Here is a 25,998-nt window from a genome sequence, read left to right on the forward strand (position 1 = left end):
GTAATAGCGAATAACCGGACCAGGAGCGGTCCGGTTGGCCAAAAGCGGCGGCGCGCGGGGCTTCGGCCTCCGCCGCTGTCTGCGCCGGCGCATTTCGCGCTGGGCGCAAACGGGGGTTTTTCCAAGAATGGCGTCGGTTATTCCAGCTTCCTTATCGAGATTCAGACGCACGGGCTCGTGGATCGACGACGCGCTGTACGCGGTCGCCGTTTACGCCGTGCCTTTTCTGATTTTGCTCGGTACGATCGCCACGCTCTATTTCCTTCCGCGTCAATACGAAACGCGCGGCGCGGTTCCGCTCCAACTGCGCGTCGTCGCCGATAAAGCCGCGATCATGAATCCCGGCGACGCGCTCGTGGCGCTTCGAGGCGTCACGCCGGTATCGCGCTACAGCACGCGTCTTTCGGAAAAGCCGGTCTGGTTCAGTTTCACCACGCCAAGCATGAGCGCGCATTCATCGACGGTCGTCGAATTGCCGTCGCGTCACGCGCAAACGCTTGCCTGCTGGAACGCGGACACGCTTGCGCCGCTCGGCGAGGCGAGCCGCGAATCCGTCAGCGGCCAGATGCGCGCGGTTAAAGCCGGTTTCTCGATTCACGTCGGGCGATTGAAAGAACCGGAAAACATTCTCTGCCGGGGCACATTTTCCGGACCCGCGCAAATCAACGCATTTACATGGGAATGGCAAGGCCTCCGTAATTCGGCGCTCGATTTTCAGGAAAGCTCCGGATTGATCGCCGGCGGTTTGCTGACGCTCGCGGTATTCGTCTTCGTGACGGCGCTCATCAATCACGAATGGACCTATGTGATTTTCGCGGTATGGCTCGTCGGCAATCTGCGCCTCTGCGCAAATGCGATGGGCTGGGACATGCAATGGCTCGGCCGCGTATTGCCGACCGAATACATTCAGCCATTGCGGCAAATCACCTTCGCGGCCTATTACCTGTTGACGGCCGCGCTCTTTCAACAGCTTTTCCGGCGCGAGTTGCGCGTGGTCGGTTATCGCTGGCTGCTGCGCGTCATTCAGTACGTCGGCATTGTGCTGCTCGCCGCCGCGATCGCGTTGCCGTATGAGCTTTTCATTCCGACGCTCTGGGTCATCGCGGGTTTCGGCATTTGCGTGCTGTTGTTCTTCCTCGCGCGGCTCGTGTGGATGGCGCGTTCGCGCACCGTGCTGTGGTATGTCGCGTCGCTCGCGATCGTGCTTTTCTCCACGTTCTCGGAAGTGCTCGGCGCGGCCTTCGGGCTGAAGGTGCTCGTCGGCGGCGTCAATACGGTGATGGCCGCGCTGTCGTCGAGCATGATGGCGGCGTTCGCGATCGCCGAGCAGATGCGCGCGGAACGCGATTTCCGCCGCCAGGCGCAGATGGAACTGCGCAACACCTACGAAGTCACGCCGATCGGCCTCTTCACGCTCGATTCCGACGGTCACTTCGTGCGCGCCAATCCGGCGTTGCGCGCGATGCTCGATCTGCAAAAGGCCGACTACAAGGTGCGGCACTGGAACGACTACTTCGAAGCCGGCGCGTGGGGCGCGCTGCAGGCGCTCGCGTCGAAGGGCAGCGACGGCGAACTCGAAATGGGCGGCTCGCCCGAACGCGGCACCGCCGAGCGCCGCTATCTGTTGAAGGCAATCCGCTCGAACGGCTGGATCGAAGGCTCGCTGCAGGACACGACCGAACGGTCGAAGGCCGTCGAGCGCCTGCGCTTTCTCGCCGAGCACGATTCTCTGACGGGCTCGCTCAACCGGCGCGGCGTCGAGAAGGCGATTGCCGCGCAAAGCGAAGAGACGCTGCCGTGGGCGCTGGCCTATGTCGATCTCGACCGCTTCAAGCTCGTCAACGATCTCTTCGGCCATCGCAGCGGCGACGAAGTGCTGCGCCAGGTCGCGGCCCGCACGCGCGCGCACTTCGCGCGCAGTTATCCGGTCGGACGCATCGGCGGCGACGAGTTCGTCTGCGTGATGCACGACACGTCGATCGAAGACGCCATCGCGCAATGCCGCGAACTCATCTCCATTTTGTCGGATGCGCCGTATCAGGTCGGCAATCGCGCGTTTCAGGTGAAGGCGTCGATCGGTCTCGTCGAATGCTCGCAGGGCGTGCGCGTGCAGGACGCGCTCTCACACGCGGATCGCGCGTGCCGGGAAGCGAAAAAGGTCGCGCACACGCATCTCGTCACGTACCGCAAGGGCGCGGCGGCGTTCGAGGAGCGCGCGGAGGAACTGAAGCTCGTCGAGACGCTCGGGCGCAATCGGCTGCCGCCGGGACTTTTCCTCGTGATGCAGCCGATCATGTCGCTCACCAAGCCGACCGAATCGCTCAACTTCGAAGTGCTGCTGCGCATGCGCGCGCCCGATGGCGCAACGCTGCCTGCAGGCAAGGTGATCGTCGCGGCGGAGGAATCGGGCAACATTGCGGCGATCGATCGCTGGGTCATCTCGACGCTGCTGGACTGGATCGAAGCGCATCGGCATCAGCTCGGCAACACGCAGTTCATTTGCGTGAATCTTTCAGGCGGTTCGCTGAACGACGAGCAGTTCATGGAGGACATCTTCGCGCTCTTCGCGCGGCATCAGTCGATCGTGCATTACCTGTGCCTCGAAATCACGGAAAGCGTCGCGCTGCACGACCTGGAGAACACGCAGCGTTTCATCGCGCGCGTGCACGACATGGGCGGCAAGATCGCGCTCGACGACTTCGGCGCCGGCTACACGTCGTTCAAATATCTGAAGGCGCTATCCGCCGATGCGCTCAAGATCGACGGCGAATTCGTGCGCTCGATGTGCGCGCATCCGGCCGATATCGCCATCGTCGAGGCGATCGTCGCGCTGGCGCGCAATCTCGGCATGCGCAGCGTCGCGGAGTGGGTCGAGGACATCGATACCTTGCGCGCGCTGCAGGAGATCGGCGTGGACTATGTGCAGGGTTTCCTCGTCGCGCGGCCGCAGGACAGCTCGGCGATTCTCGCGGCGAGCTCGGCTGCGAGCTTCGTCAAGGATCCGGAAGTCATCGGTTTCGTCGAAAGCCTGTCGGAGCCGGTGCAGGCGACCGTCTTCGACTACGAATGGCACGCGCGCGCCTCGGGCACGCACTGAGCGGCGCGCGTCAAGCCGTCTTCATCTCGTTCAAAATCTTCGCCGCCGCGATGGGAATGCGCGTGTCTTCCCATTGCGCGAGCCATTGAATCTCCTTGCGCGTGAAATAGCCGGGATGGTTGCGCAGCGCGAACTGCAAAGAATCGACGATGTGATCGCGAATGATTTGCGGCGCGTTTTCGTCGTTGACGATCGCGTGAAGGGCTTCCAGGGTGCTCATGTTTTCGATAAGACGAGGTTGATCGGCGATGACGCTCTCCCGAACATAACCGACTAAAAATCCGGAAAAAATTCGGCGCGGATGTTTAAATAAAAGGACTCGAATTAATCCAGCGGGGACAAACACATGAATCGCTCACGGCGCGCACGCTCGCGCCACGAGGCACGCGCCGATGTCTGAGCGGCCCGCGCACAAAGCTTCGATGCACTCCATCGGCTCGAATCAACTGGGCATGCGCCAGTTCAACGAGCGCATCGTCTTGCAGGCAATCCGCCTGCATGGCGCGCTGCCGAAGGCCGAAGTCGCGCGCATGACGCGCCTGTCGATGCAGACGGTTTCGCTGATCGTCGATCATCTGATCGAAGACGGCCTGCTCGCTAAAGAGCCGCGTTCGCGCGTGCGCGGGCGCATCGGGCAACCGTCGGTGCCGATTTCGCTGCGCGCGGACGGCGCGTTTTCCATCGGCGTGAAAGTGGGGCGGCGCAGCCTCGACGTGCTGTCGATGGACTTCGCCGGCAACGTGCGCACGCGCGAAACGCTGGAGTATCCGTATCCGGATCCGCATACGCTGTTTCCCGCGCTGGAAGAGCGGCTCGCGCGCGTCACCGCCGCGCTCGCCGACGACGCGCGCAAGATCGCGGGCATCGGTGTCGCGGCGCCGTTGTGGATCGGCGGCTGGCGCGATTTCTTCGACACGCCGCCCGACGCGCTCGCGGCGTGGGACGACATCGACATCCGCGCGCGCATCGAAGCGATGACCGCGCTGCCGGTCGAATTCGCGAAGGACACGACCGCCGCGTGCGCCGCCGAACTCGTGATGGGCCAGGGGCGCGGGCTGCGCGATTTCCTGTATGTGTTCATCGGGACGTTCATCGGCGGCGGGCTTGTCATCGATGGCCGATTGCACGCGGGACCGGGCGGGAATGCGGGCGCGATCGGATCGCTGCCGCTCGTCGGCGGAGGCGGAGGGAAAGGCAAGCGCGCCGGGCAGTTGCTCAACACGGCGTCGGTGTACGTGCTGGAAAAGGCGCTCGCCGCGGCGGGCGCGCCGGCCGCCGCGGCGCACGATGAGCGCGCGTGGTCGCCGGAGTGGCGCGCGCTGTCGGAAGCGTGGATGCGCGAGACGTGTCCCGCGATCGCGACGGGCATCGCGTCGTCGGCTGCATTGCTCGATCTCGAAGCCGTGGTGATCGACGGTGAAATCGACCGGAATCTGCTGCGCGAAGTCATTGGCCGCACCGATGCGGCGCTCGGCAACTTCGACTGGCAAGGCATGACGCGGCCGCGTCTCGTCGAAGGGCAGATCGGCCCCGACGCCCGCGCGATGGGCGGCGCGATCCTGCCGCTTTACGCGCACTTCGCGCCGAAGCACGAGCTCTTTCTGAAGCCGCTCGACGTCTGAATCATTCGAGCGAAAGGCGCGCCGCGAATGCGAGCAGCGCCGCGGAGAACGTCCAGCGCTGCACCGTCTGCGCTTTCGGATGACGGCGCAGCCAGCCGGAAATACGCACCGCGCCCGCCGCGAGCGTCAGGTCGAACGCGACGCCGACAACGACCAGCACGACGCCCAATTCCACCACTTGCGACCAGACCGGCCCCGTCTCCGGCCGCACGAATTGCGGCAGCAGCACGGAGCAGAACAGCAGCGCCTTCGGATTGAGGATGCTGCTCAGAATGCCTTTCGTGTAGGCAGAGCGCAGCGTGGATGCAGTGTGTCCGGATGCGGCTTCGAGTCCGAAAGCGGGCGAGCGGAAGATCTGGATCGCCACGTACGAGAGATATAGGCCACCCGCGATACGCACGCCGTCGTAAAGCCACGGCGCGCTGCGCAAAAGCGCTGCAACGCCGAGCGCCGACAGCGTGACGTGCGTCGCGCGTGCCGTGGCGAGACCGGCGGCGACGGCGAGTCCGTGGCGGAATCCGCGCGTGCCGCTCGTCTGCAGCACGAGCGCCATGTCCGGTCCGGGCAGCGCGTAGACGACCGCGAGCGCGCCGATGAAAACCCAAAGCAAGTGTGCCGAAACCATGATGCGCTCCTGTTCAGAAGGCTTTATCGTGCCACTTCGGAAAGAGCGATTTATGGTCTTTTGAGGCGATTTTGCGAGTCGGGTTACAGCTTTCCTCTAAAATTTGAAGAGTTTAAAGGGGATAGCACCATGACTGAAATCGACCGCATCGATCGCGCGATGCTTGCTGCGCTCCAACACGACGGCCGCATGCCCGTCGCGAAACTGGCCGAGCGCGTCGGCCTGAGCGAAACGCCGTGCGCGCGCCGTCTCAGGCGTCTCGAAAGCGAGGGATTCATCGACGGCTATCGCGCCGTGCTGTCGCGCAAGGCGCTGGAACTGGGCGTCGTCGCGTTCGCGCAGGTGCGCTTCAGCGTGCACGACCGCGCGCTCTCGGATCGCTTCGAGCGCGAAATTCAGGGCATTGCCCGCATCGTGTCGTGCCACAACATTTCGGGGACGGCGGATTATCTGCTTCAGATCATCGCGCGCGATCTCGACGAATACGGCATCTTCATGCGCGACGTGCTGCGGACTTTGCCGGGCGTCACCGCCGTGGAATCGATGCTCTCGCTGCGTGAAGTCAAACGCGACAGCGGGCTTCCCCTGCCGTGAAGATTGTCTAGACAAGAAGCGACATCGCTCGAATGGCAAGCCTCGGGATTCCCCTAATACAACGTAGGTTGTATATACAAGAAGATGAAGTGAACTCGACGCGGGTTGTCGTTCGCGTCTGTCCACACTCACTTCTTGATGCGCAGGAGCAATCCGTGACTTCGACTTCCCGTTTTCGCGACACCGAGATCCGCGCGCCGCGCGGCACGCAACTCAGCGCAAAGAGCTGGCTGACCGAAGCGCCGCTGCGCATGTTGATGAACAATCTCGATCCCGAAGTGGCCGAGAATCCGAAGGAACTGGTCGTGTACGGCGGCATCGGCCGGGCGGCGCGCGACTGGGCGTGCTACGACAAGATCGTCGAAACGCTGAAGCGTCTGGAAGCGGACGAGACGCTGCTCGTCCAGTCGGGCAAGCCAGTCGGCGTGTTCAAGACGCACGAAAACGCGCCGCGCGTGCTGATCGCGAATTCGAACCTCGTGCCGCACTGGGCGAACTGGGAGCACTTCAACGAGCTCGACGCGAAAGGTCTCGCGATGTACGGCCAGATGACCGCTGGAAGCTGGATCTATATCGGCAGTCAGGGCATCGTGCAGGGCACGTATGAAACCTTCGTCGAGGCCGGGCGACAGCATTACGGCGGCGATCTCAAAGGTCGCTGGGTGCTTACCGCCGGTCTCGGCGGCATGGGCGGCGCGCAGCCGCTCGCGGCGACGCTCGCGCTCGCGTGTTCGCTGAACATCGAATGTCAGCAGAGCCGCATCGATTTCCGTCTGAAGACGCGTTACGTCGACGAACAGGCGACCGATCTCGACGACGCCCTCGCGCGCATCCGGCGCTACACGTCCGAAGGCCGCGCGATCTCCATCGCACTGTGCGCGAACGCGGCGGACGTGCTGCCCGAACTTGTGCGTCGCGGCGTTCGGCCGGACTTGGTCACCGATCAGACCAGCGCGCACGATCCGCTCAATGGCTATCTGCCGAAAGGCTGGACGTGGGCGCAGTATCGCGATCGCGCGCAAAGCGATCCCGCGGCGACCGTGAGGGCCGCGAAGCAATCGATGGCGGAGCACGTCCGCGCGATGCTCGCGTTCCGCGAACAGGGCGTGCCGACCTTCGACTACGGCAACAACATCCGCCAGATGGCCAAGGAAGAGGGCGTCGAGAACGCGTTCGACTTCCCGGGCTTCGTGCCGGCGTATATCCGGCCGCTCTTCTGCCGCGGCGTCGGGCCGTTCCGCTGGGCCGCGCTCTCGGGCAATCCCGAGGACATCTACAAGACCGATGCGAAGGTGAAGGAGATCATCGCCGATGACGCGCATCTGCATCGCTGGCTCGACATGGCGCGTGAGCGGATCAGTTTTCAGGGCTTGCCGGCGCGCATCTGCTGGGTCGGCCTCGGGCTGCGCGCGAAGCTCGGCCTGGCGTTCAACGAGATGGTGCGCAACGGCGAATTGTCGGCGCCGGTCGTGATCGGCCGCGACCATCTCGATTCCGGCTCCGTCGCGAGCCCGAATCGCGAAACCGAAGCGATGCAGGACGGCTCGGACGCCGTGTCCGACTGGCCGCTGCTCAACGCGCTGCTGAACACGGCGAGCGGCGCGACGTGGGTCTCGATCCACCACGGCGGCGGCGTCGGCATGGGCTTTTCGCAGCACGCGGGCGTCGTGATCGTCTGCGACGGGAGTCGTGAAGCCGATGCACGCATCGCGCGCGTGCTGCACAACGATCCGGCGACGGGCGTCATGCGCCATGCCGATGCCGGTTACGACATCGCGATCGAATGCGCGCGCGATCAAGGCCTCGATCTGCCGATGATCGACAAGCGATGAAAAAGCTCTGGCAACACTGCCACGCCGCGACGATGGCCGGCGGCAAGTATTCGGTCATCGACGACGCGGCGATCCTGACCGATGGCGCGCGCATCGAGTGGATCGGACCGCGCGCGGCCGCGCCGGATATCGGCGAATGCGAACGTGTCGAACTCGATGGCGCGTGGGTGACGCCGGGTCTGATCGACTGTCACACGCATCTGGTTTTCGGCGGCGATCGCAGCGGCGAATTCGAGGAGCGGCTCGAAGGCGTGAGCTACGCGGAGATCGCGGCGCGCGGCGGCGGCATCGCGAGTACGGTGCGCGCGACGCGCGAAGCCAGCGAAGACGCGCTGTTCAAAGCGGCGAAAACACGCGCGCTCGGCCTGCTGCGCGAAGGCGTGACCACGCTCGAAGTGAAGTCAGGCTACGGGCTCGATCTCGCGAACGAGCGGAAGATGCTCGCCGTCGCGCGTCGTCTCGGCGAAGCGCTGCCGCTGACCGTGCGCGCGACCTGCCTCGCCGCGCACGCGTTGCCACCCGAGTACGCGAATCGCGCGGATGACTATATCGCCCATATCTGCGATGAGATGCTGCCAGCGCTCGTCGAAGAAGGCCTGGTCGATGCCGTCGATGCGTTTTGCGAGCACATCGCGTTCTCCACGGAGCAAGTCGAGCGCGTGTTCCGATGCGCGCGCGATCTCGGCGTGCCAGTCAAAGTGCACGCGGAGCAGTTGTCGTCCTTGCATGGATCGTCGCTGGCGGCGCGGTATCGGGCGTTGTCGGCGGATCATCTCGAATACATGACCGAGGACGACGCCATCGCGATGGCGCAATCCGGCACCGTCGCCGTGCTTTTGCCGGGCGCGTTTTACATGTTGCGTGAAACGCAGTTGCCGCCCATCGACGCACTGCGGCGGCATCGTGTGCCGATCGCGCTCGCGAGCGATCTGAATCCGGGAACGTCGCCCGCGCTTTCGCTGCGCATGATGCTCAACATGGCCTGCACGCTCTTTCGCCTGACGCCCGAAGAAGCGCTCGCCGGCGTGACCTTGCATGCGGCAAAGGCGCTCGGCTTGCACGCGACGCACGGATCGCTCGAAGCGGGCAAGACCGCCGATTTCGTCGCCTGGCGCATCGGCAGGCCGGCCGAGCTTTCGTACTGGCTCGGCGGCGCGCTCCCGAACCGCGTCGTGCGGGGCGGTGCGGAGGTCGATATCGAGCGCATCGCCCGATGAAACAAACGCCTCGTCCGAACCGGAACGAGGCGTTTCACCAAGAAAAGAAACGATGAGGCGCGGCGTTACGTGCGCTTGCGGATCATTCCCCAGACGACGAGCAGGATGATTGCGCCGATCACCGAGGCGATCCAACCCGCCGGTTGTCCCGGCTGATACCAGCCGAGCGCCCGGCCGACGTACCCCGCGATCAGCGATCCGGCGATGCCGAGGACGATGGTCATGATCCAGCCCATGCTGTCGTCGCCCGGCTTCAGTGCGCGCGCGATGAGACCGACGACGAGTCCGACGATCAAAGTACCGATAAATGCAAGCATGCGGTCGCTCCTTGACTAAGTTTTACGGCGTTTTGATTGCGTTTGCGGAAGGATTCCGGACGATCCGGTACATCCAAAGTAGCACGGCGCAATGCGTTTGGGTATGACACTAGCCGTTCGGCTAACCCGTGGAGCACGAACGATGCCGCGTCCCGCCCCAAGGTAAAATTCGTCGCATTGCCTCTCTGCATGCGTTGCTACGATATGACCGATTCCGAATTCCCCTCCACCGACGAAGCCATCCACGAAGACCGCCTCTGGCGCGACGACGGCTGGACCGCGCGCGTCATCAAGAACGAGGACGACGACGGCTGGGCCGTCGAGATGATTCAGGCAGGCGAGGCGGAACCCGCGCTCGTCGGCCCGTGGACAATGGGCCGCGACAAGAAAAATCCGAAGCCGCTCGATGCAGGCGCGTTCCGCACGCTCGTCAAGACGGCGTCGGAAGTCTTGCGTCGCCATGAACAGCAACGTCATGCGATGTTGAACAAGAACGTCACCATCGACGTGCGGGGTGAGGACATCACCGTCACGCTGGAGATCGTTCCGGATGAAGACGATCCCTACGCCAATCTCAAAGCCTTCGATGCGTACGGCGCGCAGCTCGCGTTCGTGCGTGTGTCGCCGGCGTTCAAGCTCAGCAAGGCGAGCGCCGAACGCTGGGCCGAGAACGATTTCGCCAAGCCGAACTGAATCGGCTGCAGACCGCGCATGGCGCGGGCACAAATAGAAACGCCGTCGCGCTTTCGTGCGACGGCGTTTGAAGAAATCTTGCGAGTCGAAGCGGCGCTCAGCCCTTTCTGACGACGAACTCGATTCGGCGATTCGCGAAACGTCCGCTGGCAGTATCGTTGTCGGCGATCGGATTGGCGTCGCCGTAGCCCGCTGCCGTGAGCGATTGCGGCGGCACGCCGTTACGCACGAGGAAGCCTCGGACCGCCTGAGCGCGTTCCTTTGACACTTCCAGCTTGGCCGCCGCTCCGCCCTGGGCATCCGAATAACCCGCGATTTCGAGATTCACCATCGAACCCTTGGCCGCGCAGTTCTTGAGCAGCTGCGCCGTCTCGCCGAGCGTGGCGTAGGCGCTTTCCGGCACCTGCGCACTCGAACGCTCGAAATTGACAACCTGAAGGTCGAGCACGCGCGTCAGCTTGTCGCCGGAGCAAGGCGTGTCCGTGGCGAGCAGGCTCTTTAGCGCGCTGCGAAAGGATCGTGTCGCCGTGGCGACCGCGCCGTCCACGTCGAACGCCGCGACCTGGAACATGCCGCCGAGCGAGCTTCTCATCCTATCGACCCAGCCGAGCTTCGCGTTTGCGGCCGCGCCGCTCAGTTCCACCTTCGAGCCGGTGATCTTGGCTTCCGCGCCGGGCACGGCCATGAGCGGGAAGAAGTCGCTCAGACGCGAAAGCCAGGCTGCCGGGCGTGTTTCGGCAACGACGGAAATATCAGCCGTGTAGGCTTTGCCGAAGCGAGCCGTCAATGCGTCGATGAGATGCTTCTTCTCTGCTTCGGTGCCGACCGTCGCCTCGATCGCCGGGATGCCCGCCGAGTTGACGCTGAACAGCAACTGCGCGTCTTTCCATGAAGCCGGCGCGGCTTTCATTGCCGAGGCCGATTGCGGTGCCGCCGCCGTGTTGGCCGACGCATCGATGGATGACACGGCCGGCGTTTCATCGCTGACCGGCGAGACCGATGGCGTCGCGGAGGAAGCCTGCGTCGACGCATCGGCGACCGGCTGCGTGGCTGGCGCGGCGCTCAGATCGACGCTTTCGCCATGCGTGAAGCCACGGTAATAGACGAGCGCGAGGATGACGGCCAACACAGCGAAAAGCAGCCAGATCCACTTGTTCGAACGCTTCTCCGCCGGCTTGCGAACCGGTGCGCGCATCGGCGGCGGCGAGGGGGGCAAGGACGGCGCGGGTTTGGGCGCCGGGGCGCTTTGCGTGACGGCTTTCACGACGGGTTCGGGCGCAAGCGCTACCGCGACGTCGCCGTCGATGCGCGGTTCGAGGCTCGATGCGACGGTATCGAGGCGCGGCGTGATGCAACTGGTGAAGCCTTCGGTGTTGCCAACGCCGATGGCCGTCGCGACCGCGTTCGACATCGACGAATTGATCTCGCCGACCTGATCGCGCAGGAGCTTGGGCACCTGCGGCAGTCCCCACTGTGCAAGCAGGAAGTGGCGTTTCATGACGCCGAACAGCACGGCCGCCACGATGCCGGCGAGCGCCGACGTCGCTTGCGTCGGAACGCCGGTTTCTGCCGAGACGGCGTCGGTCAGGGCATCGACACGCTGGCCCGTCGCGAGCGCGGCAAGCGAGTGCCCGGTGGTTTCGAGCTGCTTGAGCCCGCCGGTGGTGGCGATCAGCTTTGAGAACTGTTCCGCGATGTAGGCGTTGGTCTCCGGCTGCATGATGACGGCGTAGACCGACTGCGAGCCGGGCACGAGCGTCGCCCGGTCCATGAGCGAGGCGACGAGTCCGGGCGCGATGCGCGCCGCGAGTTGCCGGACCATTTGCCCAGGTATGCCGAACTGCTGCGACAACTGCTCCGCGACGTTTTCCGAGATCGCGGCGTTGACCGCCTGGACCAGATTGATGCTCATCGACTGAATTTCCTTTCTACATGAGCGCTTAACGCAAGCGCAGAAGCGCAGCGGATTCTATATGCACAGTTATCCTAAAAAGAATCGTGCAAACTTCTTTACAAAAACGGTGCTTCGATGCGACTTGCCTTACGCTTTTTTTAGCGTGCAAGCGGGCTCATTTGCGAGAAAAATTTGAGAATCCGCTTGCAGGCGATGCCGAGCCACGACGGTTCGGCGGGCGCGGTTTCCGCGCTTTTCACGGAAAGCGCGACGAGCGACAGCATGGAATGAGACTGGATGAGCGTGCGATACGAAGCGTCGAGCGGCGACGTCCACGCGCACGAGCGGCAATCGTGCTTCGCGCACATATTGCAGGGAGGTTGATCGCGGTTCATGGCAGAGTCCTTTACAAGTATCCGCACATGATCTTCGATACGGGATCGCAAGGCGATCAGAGCCTTCCGATTGAACTCTTGGTTTTATTTTCGGAAATAGGACAAACTAGCTTGATAAATCCGGCACTGTTCGCACCAAAGGAGATGGCGATGCATTATCTGTTGATTTACGAACTTCGGTCTGACTATCTGGAGCGCCGCGCGCAGTTTCGCGATGAACATCTGGCGCTCGCGTGGGCGGCGGTCGAACGGGGCGAAATCGTGCTCGCCGGGGCGCTCGATGCACCCACCGATCGCGCGATGCTGCTGTTTCACAGCGAATCGCCCGCCGCCGCCGAAGATTTCGCGAAGAACGATCCTTACGTGACGAACGGGCTGGTGGAGCGTTGGGAAGTGCGCAAGTGGAACACGGTCGTGGGCGCGAACGCAGCCACGCCCGTGCGATAGCGCGACGCGAAGATCACGCGTCGGCGGTTTCTTCCTCCGGCCGGTCCCGCCGCGAGGAACCGCGCCGCTGCGCCGAGCGATACAGGCTCGTCAACGTATCGTCGATCTGTTGCGAACGCTCGAAGAGCGTCGCGAGCCAGTCGACGAACGCGGATACGCGCGGCGTCGCCTGACGGCTCTTCAGGAACGCCACCGACACCTTGAGCGGCGGCGATTTCCATTGCGGCAGCACTTCGCGCAACTGTCCCGAGCGCAGATAAGGCTGCGCCGCGATCCGCAGCGGCTGAATGAGCCCGAGCCCTTCGACGCCGCACGCGAGGTACGCGTGCTCGTCCGCGACCTGAACGAAACCGCGCATCTTCATCGTGACGGCTTCGCCGTCGACAGCGAAATCGAAATCGGCCGGGCGCCCGCTTTTCTCGGCAAGACAGTTCACCGCGACGTGCTGCGCGAGCTCGTCGAGCGTTTCCGGCGTGCCGTGCTTCTCCAGATACGCGGGACTCGCGCACGTCACCTGTTCGAGCATGCCGAGCCGGCGCGCGATCAATCCGGAATCGGGCAATTCGCCGAGCTGCACGCTGCAATCGACGCCTTCGCCGACGAGATCCACATTGCGATTGCCGATGCCGATCGACAGTTCGATCTGCGGATAGCGCGCGTGGAACTCCGGCAGCGCGGGCACGACGATCGACGTCGCGACGGTATCCGGCATTTCGACGCGCAGCCGTCCGCGCAGGCGCTCTTCGCCCGCGCCGAAACCGGATTCGAGCTCGTCGATATCGGAGAGAATTTGCGCGCAGCGCTCGTAATAAGCGGCGCCGTCGACGGTGAGATTCAGGCGCCGCGTCGTGCGTGCGAGCAATTGCACGCCGACTAGCGCTTCGAGTTGTTGCACGGTCGTCGAAACACTCGCGCGCGGCATGCCGAGCGACTCGGCGGCGCGCGTGAAACTGTTCGTATCGACGACACGCGTAAAGACACGCATGGCATGGACGCGATCGATCACGTTGAGTTTTCCTTTTATGACGATTGAATGGCGATGCGCGAGAAAAAACGACTTCACCGCGGCTGCGAAACCGCGGAAAAAAGGCGCATCGGCGATGGTTGAATCGTACGGACGGGAAGCGTCAACGTGAATACACAAAAATGGCGGATTCTTGCCTGATTCTTTTCGACGGCGAATCCTGCGCGCGTCACAGCATCGGCATTTCGCCGCGCAGGCGGCCCGCGACGCCCGAGAAGTCGCTGCCCGACGGCGCCTGATAAAGCCGCAGGCCCATCTCGGGAAGGATCGAGAGCAGATGATCGAAGACGTCGCCCTGAATGCGCTCGTATTGCGTCCACGCGGTCGTCGCGGTGAAGCAATAAACCTCGACAGGGATGCCGTCCGATTGCGGCTCCATCATTCGCACCATGATCGCCATGTCCTGGCGAATCTCCGGATGGCGCTGCAAAAACGCAAGCCCGTACGCGCGGAACGTGCCGATGTTCGTGAGCCGCCGCCGGTTCGCGGGCTCGTTCGCGAGTTCGCCGAGATTGCGGTTGGTTTGCTCCACCTCGGTCTGCTTCTGTTCCAGATAATCGTGCAGCAGGCGAAAGCGTTTCAGGCGCGCAGTCTCTTCCTCGGTGAGAAAGCGCACGCATTGCGCGTCGATACGCATCGTCCGCTTGATGCGCCGCCCGCCCGATTCGAACATGTGCCGATAGTTGCGATAGCTCTCCGAAAAGAGCTTGTAGGTCGGCACCGTGGTCACGGTGTTGTCCCAGTTCTGCACCTTGACGGTGTGCAGCGCGATGTCCTTCACGAAGCCATCGGCGGCGGCTTGCGGCATTTCGATCCAGTCGCCGATGCGCAGCATGTCGTTCGACGTCAGTTGCGTGCTCGCGACGAGCGACAGCAAGGTGTCCTTGAACACGAGTAGCAGCACGGCCGAAAGCGCGCCGAGACCGGAGAGCATCCAGAGCGGCGAACGGTCGATCAGTATCGACAGGACGAGCACGCCGCATACGAGCGCGAGTCCGAGCTTGCCGATCTGGATGTAGCCTTTGATCGAGCGTGTCTGCGCTTCCTTGCTTTCCGCATAAACGTCCTGCCACGCGGACAGCGCGCTGCCCGCGGCGAAGAACATGCAGATCCACGCGCCGCCGTGCGCGACGCGGCCGATGATCGTCGCCCAGTGACCGATGCGCGGCACTTCGTCGATGCCGAGCGCGACCGTCGCGAACGGCACCGCATACCAGAGCCGGTGATAAGCGCGATGCTTGATGAACGCGCGGTCCCACTTCTGATGCCCCGCGAGCACGAGCAGGCGATGCGCGACATGGAGCACGATGCGGGCCACGACCCATTGCACGAAGAGCGCGATCAGCGCGAGCGCGACGAGACCCGCGACCGTTTGCGCCCACGGATGAATGGCGAGCAGATGCGGCAGCGGATCGGGCAGGAAATCGAAATTCATAGGGATCGTGGAGGACTGAAGACGCGCGATCTTGCATCGCGACGCGCTCCGTATTGTGCATGATCGTGCGCGTTCGAGGCATCGGATGCGGCCGAGTTGCGGGCCGTGGCGCGCCTTATCGAAAACCCGAGTTCGATGAAAATGAATTTTTTTTGGCCGGATTTTCGAGTAAATATACTTTCATCGCGTTCAATCGCCATGAGGGCGCAGCGCATTTCATGTCCCGTTCACTATCGGTCCGTGCGCCGTCGAGCGCCGACGATCTGATCTCCGCGCGCATCGCGGCGGCCATGCCGACGCTCACGCCGATCCATCGGCGCATGGGGGCGTTCGTGCTCGCGAACCTGTTCCGCTCGGCGACGATGCGTATCGACGAACTGGCGGGCGCGGTGGGCGCGTCGGTGGCGACGGCGAACCGTTTTGCGCGTGCGCTCGGCTTCTCCGGCTATCCCGCGTTTCGCGAGGCGCTCGTGCGCGGCTTCGAGGCGACCATCGCGCCGGTCGAGCGCTTGCGCACCGCGCTCGAATCGCCGGCGAGCGGCGCCGAAGTATTCGATGCATCGCTTGCACAGGCGGCGGCGAATCTGCGTCTCGCGCAAACATCCGTCGATGGCGCGAGGGCCGAAGCGATCGTCGATACGATTCTCGCCGCGCCGCGCGTCTTCGTGATCGGCTACGGCGCGAGCGCGTTTCTCGCCGGCCTGATGGAGCACGGTCTCACGCCGTATTGCGCGAACGTGCAATCGCTCGCGCTGATGGGCGGGCCGTCGCACGCGGCGCGCAGGCTTTTCACGGCTTCGCGCGGCGATGTGCTCGTCGCGATCGCGTTCCCGCGCTATGTCGACGACACCATCACGCTTGCGCGGCTCGCGCGCGATCACGGCTTGCGCGTGGTCGCGTTGACGGACAGCGCCGCGTCGCCGCTCGCGCAGGTCGCCGATCTCGTGCTCGCGATCCGAGCCGAACGCAGGCTCGCGGCGAATTGCGATACCGCCGTGCTCGCCGTCATCGAAGCGCTGTGCGATGCGGTCGCGCATCGGGCGAAGCGTTCGGTGGAGGCGGCATCGGGATTGACCGAATTCGTGTTGCCGTGGCTCGTCGCCCCGGCGCTCGCCAAAGATGCGCACGCCGCTCATACGACGCGCCGCACGACCGTGAAACGACACACTCACAGGGAACCGCGCGACTCATGAAGGTCACACCAGTCATTGCGATTCACGGCGGCGCGGGCACGCTCCTGCGCAGCGCGATGAACGCCGAAACGGAAGGGCGCTATCTCGCCGCGCTCACCGACATTCTCAGCGCGGCTCAGCGCGTGCTCGCCGATGGCGGCAGCGCGCTCGACGCCGTCACCGAAGCCGTGCGTCTGCTCGAAGACTGTCCGCTCTTCAACGCGGGGCACGGCGCGGTGTTCACGGCGGCCGGCACGCACGAACTCGACGCCTCCGTGATGGACGGCGCGACGCTCGAAGCGGGCGCGATCAGTTGCGTGACGCGCGTGAAGAACCCGGTGCTCGCCGCGCGCCGCGTGCTCGACGCGAGCGATCACGTCATGTTTACGGGCGCCGGCGCGGAAGCCTTCGCGCAGTCGCAGGGTCTCGAATTCGTCGATCCGTCGTACTTCTACACGGAAGCGCGCTTTCAGCAATGGCAGAAGGCGCGTGGCACGTCCGGCACCATGCTCGATCACGATGCGATGACGAAATTCGCCTTCGATAACGGCCCGGACGATCCTATCGATCCCGACAAGAAGTTCGGCACGGTCGGCGCGGTCGCGCTCGATTCGAACGGTCATCTCGCGGCGGCGACGTCGACGGGCGGCATCACGAACAAGCAGGCGGGTCGCGTCGGCGATGCGCCCCTGATCGGCGCGGGCTGCTATGCGAACGACGCGACGTGCGCGGTTTCGACCACGGGCACGGGCGAGATGTTCATCCGCATGCTCGCGGCGTATGACGTGTCGGCGCAGATGGAATATCGCGGCGTGTCGCTGGAAGAAGCATCGAACGATGTCGTGATGAACAAGCTGCCGCGCATCGAAGGACGCGGCGGACTCGTCGCCGTCGATGCGAAAGGCAACGTCGTGCTGCCGTTCAACACGGAAGGCATGTATCGCGGATTCGCGCGCGTGGGCGAAGCGCCCGTCACGGCGATCTATCGATGATGACGCTGCCCGAAGCGTGCGTCATCGACGTACACGGCCTGTCCGTGAATTTCCGCTCGCGCTCGCGCACCATCGAAGCGGTGCGCAACATCTCGTTTAGCGTCGACCGCGGCGAGACGCTTGCGATCGTCGGCGAATCGGGCTCGGGCAAGTCGGTCACGTCGCTCGCGCTCATGCGTCTCGTCGAGCATGGCGGCGGACAGATCGTGTCGGGCAGCATCGCGTTTCGCCGGCGCAACGGGCAAGTGCTCGATCTCGCGAAAGCACCGTCGGCGACGATGCGCGGTGTACGCGGCGCGGACATCGCGATGATCTTCCAGGAGCCGATGACATCGCTCAATCCTGTGTTCACGGTCGGCGACCAGATTGCGGAAGCGATCGCGTTGCATCAAGGCAAGAGCCGTTCCGATGCGCGCGCCGAGGCATTGCGTCTGCTCGATCTCGTGCGGATTCCCGAGGCGAGGCGCGTGTTCGCGCGCTATCCGCATCAGTTGTCGGGCGGCATGCGCCAGCGCGTGATGATCGCGATGGCGCTCTCGTGCAAGCCCGCGCTCTTGATCGCCGATGAGCCGACGACCGCGCTCGACGTGACGATTCAGGCGCAGATCCTGCAACTCGTGCGCGGCTTGCAGGACGAGATGAACATGGGCGTGATCTTCATCACGCACGACATGGGCGTGGTCGCGGAAGTGGCCGATCGCGTGCTCGTCATGTATCGCGGCGAGAAGGTGGAAGAGGCGCCATCGGACGCGCTGTTTCATGCGCCGAAGCATCCGTACACGAAAGCGCTCCTCGCCGCCGTGCCGACGCTCGGCGCGATGCGCGGCACCGATCGTCCCGCGAAATTTCCGATCCTCGAAGTCGAGTCCGCCGACATCGCGCCCGACGATGCGAGCGCGTTGCGTCCGTCGGAAGCGGTCGAGAAGGAGAAGCAGCCCGCCGTCGATGAAGCCATTGAACCGATACTGCGCGTGCGCGATCTGGTCACGCGCTTTCCGGTGAAGAGCGGCCTCTTTGGCCGAACGACGGCGGCAGTGCACGCGGTCGAACGCGTGAGCTTCGACTTGCGGCCTGGCGAAACGCTTGCGCTCGTCGGCGAATCGGGTTGCGGCAAATCGACGACGGGACGTTCGCTGCTCAGGCTCGTCGAGAGCCAGAGCGGTTCCATCGAATTCGACGGACGCGATATCAGCAAGCTCGAAGGTCACGCGTTGCAGGCGCTCAGGCGCAATATCCAGTTCATTTTTCAGGACCCGTTCGCGTCGCTCAATCCGCGTCTGACCGTGGGCTTTTCGGTGATGGAACCGCTGCTCGTGCATGGCGTCGCGAGCGGAAGAGAAGCACAGGCGCGGGTCGACTGGCTGCTCGACAAAGTGGGCTTGCCGCCCGAAGCCGCGCAACGTTATCCGCATGAATTCTCGGGCGGTCAGAGGCAGCGCATCGCGATTGCGCGCGCGCTCGCGTTGAACCCGAAAGTCGTGATCGCCGATGAATCCGTGTCCGCGCTCGATGTCTCCGTGCGCGCGCAGATCGTCAATCTGATGCTGGATTTGCAGCGCGAACTGGGCGTCGCGTATCTCTTCATTTCGCACGACATGGCGGTCGTGGAGCGCGTGAGTCATCGCGTGGCGGTGATGTATCTCGGGCAGATCGTCGAGATCGGGCCGCGCGCGGCGGTGTTCGAAGCGCCGCGTCATCCGTACACGCGCAAGCTGATGAGCGCGGTGCCGGTCGCCGATCCGTCGCGTCGGCACGCGAAGCGCATGCTCGCCGCCGACGAGATTCCAAGCCCGATCCGCAAGCTCGGCGATGAGCCGATCGTCGCAAAACTGGTTGCTGTCGGACCTGATCACTTTGTCGCCGAGCATCAAGTTGGCGGCGCTTACTAAAAGCAATTCGAAGAGCACCTCGAAAAGCACTTCAACAAGGAGTCCAACGATGCCGTCCTTCAAATTGCGCGCGATGCTCGCAGCAAGCGCGTTCGCCACATTGACCGTTCTCGCGCCGGTCGCTGCGCACGCGCAAAGCACCGCCGTGATGGCCGTCGCCTCGACCTTCACGACGATGGATCCGTACGACGCCAACGACACGCTCTCGCAAGCCGTGGCGAAGTCGTTCTACGAAGGCTTGTTCGGTTTCGACAAGGACATGAAGATTCGCAACGTGCTCGCGACGAGCTACGAGGCGAGCCCCGACGCGAAGGTGTACACGATCCATCTGCGCAAGGACGTGAAGTTCCAGGACGGCACCGACTTCAACGCCGATGCGGTGAAGGCCGTCTTCGACCGCGTGACGAATCCGGACAACAAGCTGAAGCGCTACAACCTCTTCAACAAGATCGAGAAGACCGAAGTGGTCGATCCGTACACGGTGAAGATCACGCTGAAGATTCCGTTCTCGGCGTTCATCAACGTGCTCGCGCACCCGTCGGCGGTGATGATCTCGCCGACCGCGCTGCAGAAATACGGCAAGGACATCGCGTTCCATCCGGTCGGCACGGGGCCGTTCGAGTTCGTCGAATGGAAGCAGACCGACGACCTGAAAGTGAAGAAGTTCACGGGCTACTGGCGCAAGGGCTTGCCGAAGATCGACATGATCGACTGGAAGCCCGTGGTCGATAACAACACGCGCGCCGCGCTCATGCAAACGGGCGAAGCGGACTTCGCGTTCTCGATTCCGTTCGAGCAGGCCGCGACGCTCAAGTCGAGTCCGAAGGTCGATCTGATCGCGGCGCCTTCGATCATTCAGCGCTACGTCAGCATGAATACGCTGCAGAAGCCCTTCGACAATCCGAAGGTGCGCGAGGCGATGAACTACGCGATCAACAAGGAAGCGCTCGTCAAGGTCGCGTTCGCGGGTTATGCCGTGCCGTCCGAAGGCGTCGTGCCGCCGGGCGTCGACTACGCGACGCCGAAGCTCGGACCGTGGAAATACGATCCCGCGAAGGCGCGCGAGCTGTTGAAGGAAGCCGGTTATCCGAACGGCTTCGAAACCGTGTTGTGGTCCGGCTATAACCACACGACCGCGCAGAAGATCATCCAGTTCGTGCAGCAGCAACTCGCGCAAGTGGGCGTGAAGGCATCGGTCGAAGCGCTCGAAGCGGGGCAGCGCGTGCAGCGCATCGAGAGCGCGCCCGATCCGAAGACCGCGCCGGTACGCATGCTCTACATCGGCTGGTCGTCGTCGACGGGCGAAGCGGACTGGGCGATCTCGCCGCTCCTGAGCGGCGGCTCGTTCCCGCCGAAGCTCTTCAACACGGCGTACTACAAGAACGATCAAGTCGATGACGATCTGCAAAAAGCGCTCGCGACGACCGATCGCAACGAGAAAGCGAAGCTCTACGCCGATGCGCAAAAACGCATCTGGGCCGACGCACCGTGGATCTTCCTCGTCACGGAAAAGGTCGTGTATGCGCGCAGCAAGCGTCTGTCGGGCGCATACGTAATGCCGGACGGCTCGTTCAACTTCGACGAAATCGCAATCAAGTGATGGACGACGGCCGGGCTTCATCGCCCGGCCTTATCTGACGAACACGATGCTCAACTTCATCGCCAAACGCCTGTTCGGATTGCTGCCGACACTCTTCATCGTCGCAGTGCTGGTGTTCTTCTTCGTGCACATGCTGCCGGGCGATCCCGCGCGTCTCGCAGCAGGCGCGGAAGCCGACGAAGCCACGGTCGCGCTCGTGCGCGCCGATCTCGGCCTCGACAAGCCGCTGCCGCAACAGCTCGTGAGCTTCTTCGGCAAGGTCGTGCATTTCGATTTCGGCATGTCCACGCGCAGCAAGCGGCCCGTGTCGACGGAAATCGCCGAGCGCTTCATGCCGACCTTGTGGCTCACGCTCGCGAGCATGGTATGGGCCGTGATCTTCGGCATGACCATCGGCATCGTGTCGGCGGTGTGGCGCAATCGCTGGCCCGATCGACTGGGCATGACGCTCGCGGTGTCGGGCATCTCGTTTCCGGCCTTCGCGCTCGGCATGCTGCTGATGGAAATCTTCTCGGTGAAGCTCGGCTGGCTGCCCATCGTCGATGACGGAACGTGGAAAGGCTACGTGCTGCCATCGATCACGCTGGGCGCGGCGGTGGCCGCCGTCATGGCGCGCTTCACGCGCGCGTCGTTCGTCGAAGTGCTCGGCGAGGACTTCGTGCGTACCGCGCGCGCCAAGGGCGTGCATGAGCCGATGGTCATCGTGAAGCACTGCCTGCGCAACGCGATGATTCCCGTCGTCACGATGATGGGCCTGCAATTCGGCTTTCTGCTCGGCGGCTCGATCGTCGTCGAGAAGGTGTTCAACTGGCCGGGCCTTGGCCGCCTGCTCGTCGATGCCGTCGAGATGCGCGACTATCCCGTGATTCAGGCAGAGGTGCTGCTGTTCTCGCTGGAGTTCATCGTGATCAATCTGATCGTGGACGTGCTGTACGCGATCATCAATCCGACCATTCGCTTCAAGTGAGGACGCGATGAGCGTGACAGCCGAAAGCGCGGCAACCGCGCCGCAAGAGATCCGCACGCCGTGGACCGAGTTCTGGCGCAAGTTCAGGCGGCAACACATCGCGATGATCGCGGCCGTGTTCGTGCTGCTGCTGATCGTGATCGCGATCATCGCGCCGTACATCGCGCCGTATGACCCGGAAAACTACTTCGACTACGACGCCCTCAACGCCGGTCCTTCGGCTGCGCACTGGTTCGGCGTCGATGCTCTGGGCCGCGACATTCTGAGCCGCATACTCGTCGGCAGCCGCATATCGTTGACGGCGGGATTGCTCTCGGTCGTGCTCGGCGCGGTGATCGGCACGTTCTTCGGCTTGCTCGCGGGCTACTACGAAGGATGGTGGGACCGCATCGTGATGCGTATCGCGGACGTGCTCTTCGCGTTTCCCGGCATTCTGCTCGCGATCGGCGTCGTCGCGATTCTCGGTAACGGCATGGTGAATGTCGTGTGCGCGGTCGCGATCTTCAGCGTTCCCGCGTTCGCGCGGCTCGTGCGCGGCAATACGCTCGCGCTGAAGCATCTCACGTATATCGAGGCGGCCAAGAGCATCGGCGCCTCGGACTGGACGATACTCGCGCGGCACATTCTGCCCGGCACGATTTCATCGGTGGTCGTGTACTTCACGATGCGGATCGGCACGTCGATCATCACGGCCGCGAGCCTGTCGTTTCTCGGACTCGGCGCGCAGCCGCCGACGCCCGAGTGGGGCGCGATGCTCAACGAAGCGCGCGCCGACATGGCGATGGCGCCGCATGTCGCCATCTTCCCGAGTCTCGCGATCTTCTTCACGGTGCTCGCGTTCAATCTGCTCGGCGACGGCCTGCGCGACGCGCTCGATCCGAAGCTCGACCGGCCATGATGCACATCGGCTCGCTCGTCGCGGGGCCGCGCGGCACGATCGCGGATGTCGCGGGCGTGACGGTCGGTCATTGCACGCTTGCGCAAGGCGCGGTGCAGACCGGCGTCACGGTGATTCGTCCGCATGACGGCGACGTGTATCGCCACAAGGTGCCCGCTGCGGCGTGCGTCATCAACGGGTTCGGCAAGAGCGTCGGGCTCGTTCAGGTCGACGAGCTCGGCGTGATCGAAACGCCGATCGCGCTGACCAACACATTCGGCGTCGGCACGCTCGCCAATGCGCAGATTCGCGCGGCCATTGCTGCGAATCCGCGCATCGGACGCGAAGACCCGAGCGTGAATCCGCTCGTGTTCGAATGCAACGATGGCTATCTCAACGACATGCAGGCGCTCGCGATTCACGAAGCGCACTACACGAGCGCACTCGATGCGTGCAGTGTCGAGTTCGAGCGCGGCGCGGTCGGCGCCGGGCGGGGCATGTCGTGCTTCGAACTGAAGGGCGGCATGGGTTCGGCTTCGCGTGTGGTGCATATCGGCGGCGACGCTTATACGACGGGCGCGCTCGTGCTCGCCAATTTCGGCAAGCTGCAGCAATTGATTGTCGAAGGCGAAGCGCTCGGTCGCAAACTTCAATCGAGCATCGATGAGAAGCCCGAGCAAGGATCGATCATCATGTTGATCGCCACCGATGCGCCGCTCGATGCACGTCAGTTGCGCCGTCTCGCGATGCGCGCCGCCGCCGGTCTCGCACGCACCGGATCGGTCTTCGGACACGGCAGCGGCGACATCTCGCTCGCCTTCACGACCGCGTACACCGTGCCGCACGATGCAGACTTCATCGCGATGCCGCCGCTCATCAACGACGCGCGTCTCGATCCGCTGTTTCAAGCCGCCGCCGATGCCACCGAACAGGCGATCCTCGATGCGCTTTACAGCGCGGAAACGGTCGCCGGGCGCAACGGTCATCGGCGCATCTCACTCAAGGACGCATTGAGAACACGACCATGAAAGTGCTGATCTCGGTGGATATCGAAGGCATCGCGGGCGTGTTTCATCCGGAGCAGACGCGCGCCGGCAACACGGAATACGAACAGGCGCGCCGCTGGATGTCGCGCGAAGCCGATGCGGCCGCGCAAGGTGCATTCGATGGCGGCGCGACGCAAGTCTGGATCAACGATTCGCATGGCGGCTTTCGCAATCTGATGCCCGATCTCATCGATCAACGCGCGCGGCTCGTGCTCGGCAAGCCGCGCACGCTCGGCATGATGGCGGGACTGGAGGCATCGCCGGAAATCGTGTTCATGATCGGCTATCACGCGCGCGCGCAAAGCCGCGGCATTCTCGCGCATACGATCAACAGCGCGGCCTTTGCGCGCGTCATGCTCGACGGCGAGGAAGTGGGCGAGGCCGGACTCTATGGGCGGCTTGCCGAGGAACGCGGCGCACGCGTCGCGCTGCTGACCGGCGACGACGTGTTCGGCGCCGAAACGCTGCCCGCATTCCCAGGCGCGCGCTTTCTCTGCGTGAAGACGGCGCACGGCTATTCGAGCGGTGTCACCGAAACGCCCGCCGCAGCGTGCGAGGCGATCCGGCTCGCCGCGCGCGAAACGATCGAAACGTCTTCCGGACATGCCCGCCGTCCGGCGATCACGGAACACCGCTGCGAGTTGCGCGCGCAAACGAGCGCATTCGCCGATCTCTTCTGCCAATGGCCGACGCTCGAACGCATCGATGCCGTGACGCTCGCTTTCGATGCGCCTTCGATGGAGCATGTCGTGCGGATACTCAATTGCCTTTCGGCAATGTCTTTCATGATACGGTGAGTGGTTGAACCAGGCGCTTCGAGTATCGTTAGAATGGCGTCTTTCGCGAGACCGCTCATGGTTTCGACTTGCTTGCAGACGACGCTCATGCATACCGTGAAGCTTGAACATAACGACGACGAAGTCCTCGATCCCGCCGATCCGCAACTTGTCGTGCGCGGCTCGCTCTTCATCGACGGTCACGATGCCGGTTGCTGGGAAGAGCGGCGCGACGGCACATGGGCGGCGCATGTGCGGCACAAGGGCGGCTGGATCGTCGAGACGAGCCGTGGCGCGCTGATCGAGCGGCTCGCCCGCGGGGCATAACGCAGTTTTCTTCGAACTGATTTAACACATTTCATGTATCTGTCGATCATCGCCGTGGGGCTCGGCGGCGGGCTGGGTTCGTTGCTCAGATGGGTCCTCGGCTTGCGCCTGAATGCGATTTTTCCGAATCTGCCGCTCGGCACCTTTGCGGCGAACGTCATTGCGGGCTACATCATCGGCGTCGCAGTCGCTTTTTTCGCGCGCTTTCCCGATATTTCGGTGGAGTGGCGCCTGTTCATCATCACCGGATTGATGGGCGGCCTGTCCACGTTTTCCACGTTCTCGGCCGAAGTGGTCGCGCATCTGCAGCAAGGGCGGCTCGGCTGGGCGCTCGGGGAGATCGCGATTCACGTTGGCGCGTCGCTCGTGATGACCGCGCTCGGCATCGCGACGGTGGCCGTCGCTTCCTGAAGGACCCGATCGGCGGCGCGGCATCGGCATCCGTCTTTTTATCGATTTGAACGTTTGCGCGCGCCGATTCCGCTCATTCCCGTAAAGTTTTTTTTCCCGCGTTTTGAACGCTAGACCCTCGCTGCTTCGGCAGCGGTTTTTTCTTTTGACAGTAACGAAGGTGATGAAATGCCAGGCCTGCCGCTCATCGAAGTCAGACCGTATCGTGCGAGCGATCTCGACGGTGTAATCGATCTGTTCCAACGCGCCGTTCGCGAAACGGCATCGGCCGACTATAACGAAGCGCAGATCGCAGCCTGGTCGCAAGCCGATCGCGACGAATGGGAACTCGCGCGCTTGAGCCGCCCGACTTGGGTCGGACTTGTCGACGGCGAACTCGCGGGCTTCGCCGATCTCGAGAAGAACGGTCTCATCGACATGATGTTCGTCGATCCGATACATCAGCGCAAAAGCGTGGCGACGTCGCTGCTCGCGCGCATCGAGGCCGAAGCGGAGGTGCTCGGCCTGACGACGCTGCATACCTATTCGAGCGTCACGGGGCGGCCTTTCTTCGAATATTGCGGTTTCACGATGCTGCTGGCGCGCGCCGTCGTCGTGCGGCAGCAGCGCTTTGTCCAGTTCGTGATGGAGAAAGTGCTGGATCTGTGAAATCTGTATAGACAACACGCGTCGATCTTTCGGGGCGAGCCTAGTGAAATCCCGGATAACCCCTTGTTTCGTCCTTTCTGCGCGATTAGACTTGAGTCTAA

25 protein-coding genes are annotated in these 25,998 nt (G+C 63.5%); 18 read left to right on the forward strand and 7 right to left on the reverse strand.

The genetic code is table 11. The features are described 5' to 3' along the window. Nucleotides 1-127 precede the first annotated feature (127 nt). Nucleotides 128-3,097, forward strand: a complete 2,970-nt coding sequence (locus NCS67_RS15080; protein WP_008353755.1) for a putative bifunctional diguanylate cyclase/phosphodiesterase — start codon at nt 128-130, stop codon at nt 3,095-3,097. A 10-nt stretch (nt 3,098-3,107) separates the two neighbouring features. Here the strand turns inward: NCS67_RS15080 and NCS67_RS15085 are convergent, their stop codons facing one another. After that, nucleotides 3,108-3,317, reverse strand: a complete 210-nt coding sequence (locus tag NCS67_RS15085) for a hypothetical protein (RefSeq protein ID WP_008353754.1) — start codon at nt 3,315-3,317, stop codon at nt 3,108-3,110. A gap of 172 nt (nt 3,318-3,489) precedes the next feature. Here NCS67_RS15085 and NCS67_RS15090 point away from each other — a divergent pair, with 172 nt between their 5' ends. Beyond that, nucleotides 3,490-4,719, forward strand: a complete 1,230-nt coding sequence (locus NCS67_RS15090; RefSeq protein WP_250435578.1) for an ROK family transcriptional regulator — start codon at nt 3,490-3,492, stop codon at nt 4,717-4,719. A gap of 1 nt (nt 4,720) precedes the next feature. Here NCS67_RS15090 and NCS67_RS15095 read toward each other — a convergent pair whose 3' ends face one another. Next, nucleotides 4,721-5,344, reverse strand: coding sequence for a LysE family translocator (locus NCS67_RS15095; RefSeq protein ID WP_250435580.1), 624 nt, complete (start codon nt 5,342-5,344; stop codon nt 4,721-4,723). Nucleotides 5,345-5,473: 129 nt separating this feature from the next. Between NCS67_RS15095 and NCS67_RS15100 the strand changes: the two genes are divergently transcribed. The 3 genes from NCS67_RS15100 to hutI all read left to right on the forward strand — a co-directional run bounded on the left by NCS67_RS15100 (nt 5,474) and on the right by hutI (nt 8,987). Beyond that, nucleotides 5,474-5,938 (forward strand): Lrp/AsnC family transcriptional regulator, encoded by a 465-nt coding sequence (locus NCS67_RS15100; RefSeq protein ID WP_008353751.1) that lies wholly within the window; start codon nt 5,474-5,476, stop codon nt 5,936-5,938. 155 nt (nt 5,939-6,093) lie between these two features. Beyond that, entirely contained in the window at nt 6,094-7,770 is a 1,677-nt protein-coding gene (gene hutU, locus NCS67_RS15105; protein WP_250435582.1) for a urocanate hydratase, read from the forward strand. Next, on the forward strand, nt 7,767-8,987 hold the full coding sequence (hutI, locus tag NCS67_RS15110) for an imidazolonepropionase (protein WP_008353748.1): 1,221 nt from the start codon (nt 7,767-7,769) through the stop codon (nt 8,985-8,987). Before hutU ends, hutI begins: the two co-directional genes overlap by 4 nt. 65 nt (nt 8,988-9,052) lie before the next feature. On the opposite strand, the gene NCS67_RS15115 is transcribed toward hutI, so the two are convergent. Continuing rightward, nucleotides 9,053-9,304, reverse strand: a complete 252-nt coding sequence (locus tag NCS67_RS15115; RefSeq protein ID WP_008353746.1) for a GlsB/YeaQ/YmgE family stress response membrane protein — start codon at nt 9,302-9,304, stop codon at nt 9,053-9,055. Between the two features lie 204 nt (nt 9,305-9,508). Between NCS67_RS15115 and NCS67_RS15120 the strand changes: the two genes are divergently transcribed. Continuing rightward, entirely contained in the window at nt 9,509-9,997 is a 489-nt protein-coding gene (locus NCS67_RS15120) for a hypothetical protein (RefSeq protein ID WP_008353745.1), read from the forward strand. A 97-nt stretch (nt 9,998-10,094) separates the two neighbouring features. Here NCS67_RS15120 and NCS67_RS15125 read toward each other — a convergent pair whose 3' ends face one another. Together NCS67_RS15125 and NCS67_RS15130 are read right to left on the reverse strand one after the other, a co-directional pair. Continuing rightward, on the reverse strand, nt 10,095-11,909 hold the full coding sequence (locus NCS67_RS15125) for an OmpA family protein (RefSeq protein WP_250435584.1): 1,815 nt from the start codon (nt 11,907-11,909) through the stop codon (nt 10,095-10,097). A gap of 140 nt (nt 11,910-12,049) precedes the next feature. Beyond that, nucleotides 12,050-12,286 (reverse strand): hypothetical protein, encoded by a 237-nt coding sequence (locus NCS67_RS15130; RefSeq protein ID WP_008353743.1) that lies wholly within the window; start codon nt 12,284-12,286, stop codon nt 12,050-12,052. 150 nt (nt 12,287-12,436) lie between these two features. On the opposite strand from NCS67_RS15130, the gene NCS67_RS15135 reads away from it, so the two are divergent. After that, nucleotides 12,437-12,733 (forward strand): YciI-like protein, encoded by a 297-nt coding sequence (locus NCS67_RS15135; RefSeq protein WP_008353742.1) that lies wholly within the window; start codon nt 12,437-12,439, stop codon nt 12,731-12,733. Between the two features lie 13 nt (nt 12,734-12,746). On the opposite strand, the gene NCS67_RS15140 is transcribed toward NCS67_RS15135, so the two are convergent. Together NCS67_RS15140 and NCS67_RS15145 are read right to left on the reverse strand one after the other, a co-directional pair. Beyond that, nucleotides 12,747-13,739 carry a LysR family transcriptional regulator gene (locus tag NCS67_RS15140; RefSeq protein ID WP_250435586.1) on the reverse strand — a complete coding sequence of 331 codons (993 nt, stop codon included), beginning with the start codon at nt 13,737-13,739 and terminating at the stop codon, nt 12,747-12,749. A 187-nt stretch (nt 13,740-13,926) separates the two neighbouring features. Then, on the reverse strand, nt 13,927-15,192 hold the full coding sequence (locus tag NCS67_RS15145) for a mechanosensitive ion channel family protein (protein WP_008353740.1): 1,266 nt from the start codon (nt 15,190-15,192) through the stop codon (nt 13,927-13,929). A 218-nt stretch (nt 15,193-15,410) separates the two neighbouring features. Between NCS67_RS15145 and NCS67_RS15150 the strand changes: the two genes are divergently transcribed. The 11 genes from NCS67_RS15150 to NCS67_RS15200 all read left to right on the forward strand — a co-directional run bounded on the left by NCS67_RS15150 (nt 15,411) and on the right by NCS67_RS15200 (nt 25,897). Continuing rightward, nucleotides 15,411-16,385, forward strand: coding sequence for a MurR/RpiR family transcriptional regulator (locus tag NCS67_RS15150; protein WP_250435588.1), 975 nt, complete (start codon nt 15,411-15,413; stop codon nt 16,383-16,385). Continuing rightward, entirely contained in the window at nt 16,382-17,356 is a 975-nt protein-coding gene (locus tag NCS67_RS15155) for an isoaspartyl peptidase/L-asparaginase family protein (RefSeq protein ID WP_008353738.1), read from the forward strand. Before NCS67_RS15150 ends, NCS67_RS15155 begins: the two co-directional genes overlap by 4 nt. Next, nucleotides 17,353-19,245, forward strand: a complete 1,893-nt coding sequence (locus tag NCS67_RS15160) for a dipeptide ABC transporter ATP-binding protein (protein ID WP_250435590.1) — start codon at nt 17,353-17,355, stop codon at nt 19,243-19,245. The genes NCS67_RS15155 and NCS67_RS15160 overlap by 4 nt, the downstream gene beginning before the upstream one ends. A gap of 49 nt (nt 19,246-19,294) precedes the next feature. Further along, nucleotides 19,295-20,845, forward strand: coding sequence for a glutathione ABC transporter substrate-binding protein GsiB (gene gsiB, locus NCS67_RS15165; protein ID WP_250435592.1), 1,551 nt, complete (start codon nt 19,295-19,297; stop codon nt 20,843-20,845). Nucleotides 20,846-20,891: 46 nt separating this feature from the next. Next, the gene (gsiC, locus tag NCS67_RS15170) at nt 20,892-21,812 is read left to right on the forward strand and encodes a glutathione ABC transporter permease GsiC (RefSeq protein ID WP_008353734.1); all 921 of its coding nucleotides are present in this window, start codon (nt 20,892-20,894) and stop codon (nt 21,810-21,812) included. Nucleotides 21,813-21,819: 7 nt separating this feature from the next. Continuing rightward, complete coding sequence (gene gsiD, locus NCS67_RS15175) at nt 21,820-22,710, forward strand: glutathione ABC transporter permease GsiD (RefSeq protein ID WP_250435594.1); 891 nt, start codon at nt 21,820-21,822, stop codon at nt 22,708-22,710. Further along, nucleotides 22,707-23,717, forward strand: a complete 1,011-nt coding sequence (locus tag NCS67_RS15180) for a DmpA family aminopeptidase (protein ID WP_250435597.1) — start codon at nt 22,707-22,709, stop codon at nt 23,715-23,717. The genes gsiD and NCS67_RS15180 overlap by 4 nt, the downstream gene beginning before the upstream one ends. Further along, the gene (locus NCS67_RS15185; protein WP_250435600.1) at nt 23,714-24,532 is read left to right on the forward strand and encodes a M55 family metallopeptidase; all 819 of its coding nucleotides are present in this window, start codon (nt 23,714-23,716) and stop codon (nt 24,530-24,532) included. Before NCS67_RS15180 ends, NCS67_RS15185 begins: the two co-directional genes overlap by 4 nt. Before the next feature lie 57 nt (nt 24,533-24,589). Beyond that, nucleotides 24,590-24,838 (forward strand): hypothetical protein, encoded by a 249-nt coding sequence (locus NCS67_RS15190; RefSeq protein ID WP_033536342.1) that lies wholly within the window; start codon nt 24,590-24,592, stop codon nt 24,836-24,838. Nucleotides 24,839-24,871: 33 nt separating this feature from the next. Next, entirely contained in the window at nt 24,872-25,249 is a 378-nt protein-coding gene (crcB, locus tag NCS67_RS15195; protein WP_008353729.1) for a fluoride efflux transporter CrcB, read from the forward strand. A gap of 168 nt (nt 25,250-25,417) precedes the next feature. Continuing rightward, nucleotides 25,418-25,897: a GNAT family N-acetyltransferase gene (locus NCS67_RS15200; protein ID WP_008353727.1), complete on the forward strand. Its 480-nt coding sequence runs from the start codon at nt 25,418-25,420 to the stop codon at nt 25,895-25,897. Nucleotides 25,898-25,998 lie beyond the last annotated feature (101 nt).

Origin of the sequence: Caballeronia sp. ATUFL_F2_KS9A, from assembly GCF_023630765.1 — a bacterium.
In the GTDB taxonomy this organism is placed as follows: Bacteria; Pseudomonadota; Gammaproteobacteria; order Burkholderiales; family Burkholderiaceae; genus Caballeronia; species Caballeronia zhejiangensis.

Excerpts from the sequence above, each read along its gene's own strand:
- NCS67_RS15100 (WP_008353751.1), top strand. The coding sequence starts at position 5,474 with ATGACTGAAATCGACCGCATCGATCGCGCGATGCTTGCTGCGCTCCAA.
- NCS67_RS15150 (WP_250435588.1), top strand. The coding sequence starts at position 15,411 with ATGTCCCGTTCACTATCGGTCCGTGCGCCGTCGAGCGCCGACGATCTG.
- gsiB (WP_250435592.1), top strand. The coding sequence starts at position 19,295 with ATGCCGTCCTTCAAATTGCGCGCGATGCTCGCAGCAAGCGCGTTCGCC.
- NCS67_RS15080 (WP_008353755.1), top strand. The coding sequence starts at position 128 with ATGGCGTCGGTTATTCCAGCTTCCTTATCGAGATTCAGACGCACGGGC.
- NCS67_RS15095 (WP_250435580.1), bottom strand. The coding sequence starts at position 5,344 with ATGGTTTCGGCACACTTGCTTTGGGTTTTCATCGGCGCGCTCGCGGTC.
- gsiD (WP_250435594.1), top strand. The coding sequence starts at position 21,820 with ATGAGCGTGACAGCCGAAAGCGCGGCAACCGCGCCGCAAGAGATCCGC.
- crcB (WP_008353729.1), top strand. The coding sequence starts at position 24,872 with ATGTATCTGTCGATCATCGCCGTGGGGCTCGGCGGCGGGCTGGGTTCG.
- NCS67_RS15160 (WP_250435590.1), top strand. The coding sequence starts at position 17,353 with ATGATGACGCTGCCCGAAGCGTGCGTCATCGACGTACACGGCCTGTCC.
- NCS67_RS15135 (WP_008353742.1), top strand. The coding sequence starts at position 12,437 with ATGCATTATCTGTTGATTTACGAACTTCGGTCTGACTATCTGGAGCGC.
- NCS67_RS15085 (WP_008353754.1), bottom strand. The coding sequence starts at position 3,317 with ATGAGCACCCTGGAAGCCCTTCACGCGATCGTCAACGACGAAAACGCG.
- NCS67_RS15090 (WP_250435578.1), top strand. The coding sequence starts at position 3,490 with ATGTCTGAGCGGCCCGCGCACAAAGCTTCGATGCACTCCATCGGCTCG.
- gsiC (WP_008353734.1), top strand. The coding sequence starts at position 20,892 with ATGCTCAACTTCATCGCCAAACGCCTGTTCGGATTGCTGCCGACACTC.
- NCS67_RS15115 (WP_008353746.1), bottom strand. The coding sequence starts at position 9,304 with ATGCTTGCATTTATCGGTACTTTGATCGTCGGACTCGTCGTCGGTCTC.
- NCS67_RS15155 (WP_008353738.1), top strand. The coding sequence starts at position 16,382 with ATGAAGGTCACACCAGTCATTGCGATTCACGGCGGCGCGGGCACGCTC.
- NCS67_RS15190 (WP_033536342.1), top strand. The coding sequence starts at position 24,590 with ATGGTTTCGACTTGCTTGCAGACGACGCTCATGCATACCGTGAAGCTT.
- NCS67_RS15120 (WP_008353745.1), top strand. The coding sequence starts at position 9,509 with ATGACCGATTCCGAATTCCCCTCCACCGACGAAGCCATCCACGAAGAC.
- NCS67_RS15130 (WP_008353743.1), bottom strand. The coding sequence starts at position 12,286 with ATGAACCGCGATCAACCTCCCTGCAATATGTGCGCGAAGCACGATTGC.
- NCS67_RS15180 (WP_250435597.1), top strand. The coding sequence starts at position 22,707 with ATGATGCACATCGGCTCGCTCGTCGCGGGGCCGCGCGGCACGATCGCG.
- hutI (WP_008353748.1), top strand. The coding sequence starts at position 7,767 with ATGAAAAAGCTCTGGCAACACTGCCACGCCGCGACGATGGCCGGCGGC.
- NCS67_RS15185 (WP_250435600.1), top strand. The coding sequence starts at position 23,714 with ATGAAAGTGCTGATCTCGGTGGATATCGAAGGCATCGCGGGCGTGTTT.
- NCS67_RS15145 (WP_008353740.1), bottom strand. The coding sequence starts at position 15,192 with ATGAATTTCGATTTCCTGCCCGATCCGCTGCCGCATCTGCTCGCCATT.
- NCS67_RS15125 (WP_250435584.1), bottom strand. The coding sequence starts at position 11,909 with ATGAGCATCAATCTGGTCCAGGCGGTCAACGCCGCGATCTCGGAAAAC.
- NCS67_RS15200 (WP_008353727.1), top strand. The coding sequence starts at position 25,418 with ATGCCAGGCCTGCCGCTCATCGAAGTCAGACCGTATCGTGCGAGCGAT.